At 31.5% G+C, this 6,248-nt stretch carries 4 protein-coding genes and 1 pseudogene; all 5 read left to right on the plus strand.

What is annotated here, in order from left to right; translation table 11 throughout:
• Positions 1–129: 129 nt before the first annotated feature.
• Positions 130–648: pseudogene (locus tag KM800_RS14770) on the plus strand (helix-turn-helix transcriptional regulator).
• 73 nt (positions 649–721) lie between these two features.
• On the plus strand, positions 722–916 hold the full coding sequence (locus tag KM800_RS14775; protein WP_217813772.1) for a zinc ribbon domain-containing protein: 195 nt from the start codon (positions 722–724) through the stop codon (positions 914–916).
• Positions 917–1,102: 186 nt separating this feature from the next.
• The gene (locus tag KM800_RS14780) at positions 1,103–2,818 is read left to right on the plus strand and encodes a sigma 54-interacting transcriptional regulator (protein ID WP_217813773.1); all 1,716 of its coding nucleotides are present in this window, start codon (positions 1,103–1,105) and stop codon (positions 2,816–2,818) included.
• 228 nt (positions 2,819–3,046) lie between these two features.
• Positions 3,047–4,639 (plus strand): acyl CoA:acetate/3-ketoacid CoA transferase, encoded by a 1,593-nt coding sequence (locus KM800_RS14785; RefSeq protein WP_217813774.1) that lies wholly within the window; start codon positions 3,047–3,049, stop codon positions 4,637–4,639.
• Positions 4,640–4,664: 25 nt separating this feature from the next.
• Entirely contained in the window at positions 4,665–6,059 is a 1,395-nt protein-coding gene (locus KM800_RS14790) for a GntP family permease (RefSeq protein ID WP_217813775.1), read from the plus strand.
• Positions 6,060–6,248: the final 189 nt, after the last annotated feature.

Genomic DNA, 6,248 nt, shown 5'->3' on the forward strand with positions numbered 1-6,248 from the left:
ATATTCAAATTACGAATTGAAGTACCATATAATAAAAAAAGTGAAGTTGACTTATACTTCAAACAGGTATTTGTAGATACATTGCCCTGGGGTTTTAAAAAATCTGAAAAGGAAAATGTTAAATATAAAATGGTATATGAAGCAGTGAAGGAAAATAAATGCGTAAGTTTTAACTACAGGAATTCAAAAGGAGAGTATATTTTAAGAAATGTGGAACCAATAACCATTGTTTTTAAAGGGTTTTCATGGTATGTTTTTTCATTTTGTATGTTGAGAAAGGACTATAGAACATTTAAATTGACCCGAATGGATGAACTCAAGATTTTAAACAAAGATGTTTGCAAACACAGAATTTCATATGAAGAATATATAAAAACTTATAATTCAAAAAAGTAGTTCCTGTAAAAATTTCACTTAAATTTTCCAAGAAATCAAGATATAGGATACAGGATACAGGATTACTTTGATGAAGAGGAGACAACATTTCTTAAAGATGGCAGTGTTGTAGTAAATACGGAAATTGTGGAAGACAACTGGATTTATTCTGTGATATTGAGTTATGGTGAATATGTGGAGGTACTTGAACCAGAACACATAAGGAAAATTATAGGGGAAAAGTCAAAAAAAATAAGTGATATATATAAATAAATTCAAACATGACATAATGATGTCAAATGTTTTCCATATAGTGGATTTATAAACATATAGAGGAGGATATATTATGGAACAGAAGTATTGCCAAAGTTGTGGGATGCTATTAAGCGAAGAACTTTATGGTACTGAATTGAGCAAGGCAAAAAATCATGAATACTGTATATATTGCTATGAAAAGGGAGAATTTAAACAGCCCGATATAACTATGGAAAAGATGATTAAAGCTTGTGTACCTTTTATGGTAGAAAAGGGTATGACATAAAATGAAGCAATATCACTTATGGAAAATGTTCTTCCAAATTTAAAGAGATGGAAAAAAGATTGATGAATTTAAAAAAGTTGAGATATTATAGTTCTCAACTTTTTTTCTTTGATAAAAAAATATAGTATTAATATAATATAATTAGGTAGCTTATTTATAGAATGAAATAAGGAGTGTTGTTCATCTATGTTTTTGGAAAAATGTTTTGAATTGGTAGTACAAAATATAAACGAAGCTATAATAGGTATAGACGAAAGTGGAAAACTAATCATAGCAAATAACAGAGCCGAAGAGATACTTTCAATTAACTCAAAAGAGAATATAGGAAAATATATAGAAGATGCGGTGCCTGAAACAAAATTAAATAGAATTTTAAAAACAGGTAAGGATGAATTAAACAAGAATTTTTTTGCGTACAACAGAGAATTTATAACAAGTAGAATTCCTATAATTATTAAAGGACAAGTTAAAGGAGCACTGGCAATTTTTAAAGACATAACAGATAATAAGAAGATGCAGGAAAAGCTATTAGATAATGAAATATATATAGATATTTTAAACACTATAATGAATACGCTTAACGAGTGTGTAGTTCTAGTTGATGAAAACGGTATTATAACGATGATGAGCAAAGCCTATAAGGAATTTTTAGGGTGCAGTGACCCAGAGGGAAAAGATGTACGGGATGTAATAGAAAATACAAAATTACATGAAGTAATAAAGAGCGGAAATGTAAAAATAGGAGATATTCAGGAAATAAGAGGAAACAAGATGATTGCAGTACGTGTACCAATCAAGGAAGAAAATAAGATTATAGGAGCTGTAGGAAAAGTCATATTCAAGGACATTGGAGATTTCTATACTTTAAGTAAAAAATTAAATAATTTAGAAAGAGAAATTGAAGTATATAAGAATGAACTTGGCAAGGAAAGAAAGGCAAGATATTCTATTAAAAATATTATAGGCAATTCGCCTAAGATACAGAAAGTAAAATCAATGGCTTTAAAGGTTGCCAGAACTGATTCTAATGTACTTATAACAGGTGAAAGCGGTACTGGCAAGGAGTTATTTGCCCATGGAATTCACAATGCAAGTGGTAGATATTTGGGACCATTTGTGGAAATAAATTGTGCAGCTATTCCTTCTGAGCTGTTTGAATCAGAGCTATTTGGATATGAAGAAGGTTCTTTTACTGGAGCTAAAAAGGGAGGCAAAAATGGAAAATTTGAATTGGCCAATGGAGGCACTATATTTTTAGATGAAATAGGCGATATGCCAATGTATATGCAGGCAAAGTTGTTAAAAGTTATACAGGATAGGGAAATTGAAAGGGTAGGTGGAAATATAATAAAGGAAATTAATGTAAGAATAATTGCAGCTACAAATAAGAATCTTGAGGACAGTATAAAAAAAGGAAAATTCAGGGAAGATCTTTACTATAGGCTTAATGTAATGAGAATAGTTATTCCTCCATTAAGAGAAAGGAAAGAAGATATTCCACTGCTTGCAAATAGTTTGAAAATTAAAATAGCTACTAAATTGGGGATATATGTTGAGGGTATATCAAAGGAGACCATGAGTTGCCTTGTATCATATGATTGGCCAGGCAATGTAAGGGAGTTGGAAAATATTATTGAAAGAGCTGTAGATATGTTGGATTCAGACCTAATAATAAAAACTTATCACCTTCCAGAGAGATTGGCAGATTGTAAATCAAAAAATTATAGAAATTATATTAATGAAACTAATTATTTAAAGGATATAGTTTCAGAAGTTGAAAAACATGTTATTTTGGAATGTCTCAATAAAAATCATTGGAATAAAAATAAGACTGCAAATATACTTGGAATAAGCAGGGCTGGTTTATATAAAAAGATAGAAGAATATAATTTAAGACATTAGTATAGGCTAGTTAAAAATATTGACATGTAAATAATCTATACACTGTCTATAAATCTAGTTAACTTAAGACAATAAGAGAAAAATATAAATATTTATGAATATATAATAGACATATTAATTGAATTAAAGTTTTTTAAAGCTTGAATTGGAGTCTTCTTCATTTTGGCATAATATTTGCTATATATAATAGTGCAATATATTTTATTATCATATGAAGGGGGATTCAATATGAAGTCAAAATTAATGTCTAAGGACAAGGCAGTTAAATTAATAAAAGATGGAGATACTGTTGCAGTAGGTGGCTTTGTTGGATGTGCACATCCAGAGGATATTACATCTGAAATTGAAGAAAATTATATTGAAAATCGTACTCCTAAAAATCTAACATTGATTTATGCTGCGGGACAAGGTGACAGTGCTGATAGAGGACTGAATCATTTTGGACATGAAGGATTAGTCAGTAAAGTAATAGGTGGACATTGGGCATTAAGTCCTAAACTTCAGAAATTAGCTCTTGACAATAAAATAGAAGCATATAATCTGCCCCAGGGAATAATATCACAATTGTATAGAGATATTGCTGCTAAAAGGCCGGGAAGCATAACCCATGTTGGATTAAAGACTTTTATAGATCCTAGACTTGAAGGTGGAAAGTTAAATACAATTACTAAAGAAAACATAGTAGAACTTATAAATATAGGAGGAAAAGAATATTTATTTTATAAAACTATACCATTGGATGTTGTAATTTTAAGAGCTACTTATGCTGATGAATTTGGAAATGCTACTATGGAAAAAGAAGCGGCAATATTAGATGCAACAGCTATGGCTCAAGCTGCAAAGAACTCAGGAGGTATAGTTATCGTACAAGTTGAACAAGTAGTATCAAAAGGATCTTTAGATCCTAAAAAAGTAAAGATACCTGGAATATATGTAGATGCTATAGTTGTATCACAACCTAAAAATCATATGCAGACTTTTAGTGAAAACTATAATCCATCATATTCTGGAGAGGCAAAATTTTTAGTAAATTCATTAGTTCCTATGCCTCTTAATGAAAGGAAGATTATAGCCAGAAGAGCAGCTATGGAGCTTGTTTCAAATTCTGTAACTAATCTTGGTATTGGAATACCAGAAGGAATAGCGACAGTTGCCAATGAAGAAGGTATTGCAGATGAAATGACATTGACTATAGAATCAGGCGGTATAGGAGGAGTACCTTCAGGTGGACTGAGCTTTGGAGCTTCAACTAATCCACAGAGCATACTTGATCAAGCAAGTCAATTTGACTTTTATGATGGAGGAGGTCTTGATGTAGCATTTTTAGGACTTGCTCAATGTGACAAAGATGGTAATATAAATGTAAGCAAATTCGGACCTAAAATTGCAGGGTGTGGAGGATTTATCAATATAAGTCAAAATTCCAAAAAAGTTGTGTACTGTGGAACATTTACAGCAGGTGGTTTAAAAGTCAAAGTGGAAAACGGAAAACTTAATATAGAAAAAGACGGAAGGTTCAATAAATTTATAAATACTGTTGAACAGATATCTTTCAGTGGTCAATATGCTCAGAGTATTGGACAGACAGTACTTTATATAACTGAAAGAGCCGTATTTAGATTGACAAAACAAGGTCTTGTTTTAGAGGAAATAGCTCCAGGAATAGATATGAAAAAGGACATATTGGATCATATGGATTTTAGACCTAAAATATCTAAAAATTTAAAAATAATGGATGAAAGAATATTTAAAGAAGAACTAATAGGAATAAAAATTGGACAATCATCAAAAGAATTTCCAGGAGAATTAAGCAATGTATAAAATAAATTGTATGGAGGTTTTCTAAATGGCAGTTATAGGAATTATAGCGAGTTTGGGATTGTTAATATTCATGGCCTATAAAGGTTTTTCTGTTATTTTCTTTGCCCCTATTTTTGCTCTTCTTGCAGCATTATTTTCAGGAATGTCTCTTCTACCGACTTATACAGAAGTGTTTTTACCTAATCTAGGCAACTACGTAAAGATATATTTTCCGTTTTTCTTGTTGGGAGCTGTATTTGGTAAAGCTATGGAAGAATCGGGAGCTGCAAAGTCAATTGCTAAAACCATTGTAGAGAAGCTTGGAAAAGATAAAGCAATATTTTCTGTAGTTTTATCAGCTGCTATTTTAACTTATGGAGGAGTAAGTCTTTTTGTAGTAGCATTTGCAGTATATCCATTTGCAGCATCTATTTTTAAAGAAGCAGATATTCCAAAAAGACTTGTTCCAGCTACTATTGCTCTAGGTGCATTTTCATTTACTATGGATTCACTTCCCGGTACACCTCAGATTCAAAATACAATACCTATGAAATTTTTCAACACTGACTTATATGCAGCACCTGTTTTTGGAACCTTGGGATCTGTAATAATGTTAATTGGAGGAATATTTTATTTAGAGTGGCGTAAACGTTGTGCTCAAGCATCAGGTGAAGGATATGGTACAGGCCATATTAACGAGCCTGAAACGGCTGATGATAAAAATATACCTAATATGTGGATGTCAATTATACCTCTTGTTGCTGTGTTGGCTATAACTTTAATTTTACAAAAAGTGATTTTCCCTAACTGGGATATAATTTCATGGGTAACTCAAAAACCTTATAATATGCCTAAAGATGGAGTGGTAGGTTCCATGAACAACTGGGCACTTATAATTGCATTAGTGTTTGGAACTATAATTGCATTTTGTATTAATCCAAAAAGTATGAAAGGCAATTTGGCGAGAACAATAAATGCAGGAGCCATTGGTTCTCTATTAGCGGTCATGAATACAGCATCTGAAGTTGGATTTGGAAACGTTATAAAAACACTTCCAGGCTTTAAATCAATAGCTAATGCACTTATAAATATAAATCCTCATGGTAGTCCTCTTTTATCAGAAGCGGTTAGTGTAAATGTTTTATCCGGAGTTACAGGATCGGCTTCAGGCGGTATGAGTATTGTACTTGATATGTTTGGAAAAAAGTATGCAGAATGGGCGGCTAGTACAGGAATAAGCCCCGAACTGCTTCATAGAGTTGCATCAATGGCCTCAGGTGGCATGGATACTTTACCTCATAATGGAGCTGTAATTACACTTTTGGGAATTGCAGGATTAACTCATAAACAAGCTTATAGAGATATTTTCGCCGTAACTTTACTTAAATCAGGAACTTGTTTCTTCTTGATATTCATGCAGAGCGTTTTTCACTTTGTATAATAGCACTGAATTATTATCTAACCATATTTGAACAAGCTAAAGTATCATTTAATACTTTAGCTAATACTATACTAATAGTTGTAAAATTATGTAATAAAGCTATAATTATAGATGGGTTAAGATTTCCAAAAAAGAGATAAATCCTTTAAAAATAAATAAATAAAACTTTATTGGGAGGTAAATAAATGG

Source organism: Clostridium tyrobutyricum, assembly GCF_019144085.1.
Classification (GTDB): domain Bacteria; phylum Bacillota; class Clostridia; order Clostridiales; family Clostridiaceae; genus Clostridium_B; species Clostridium_B tyrobutyricum_A.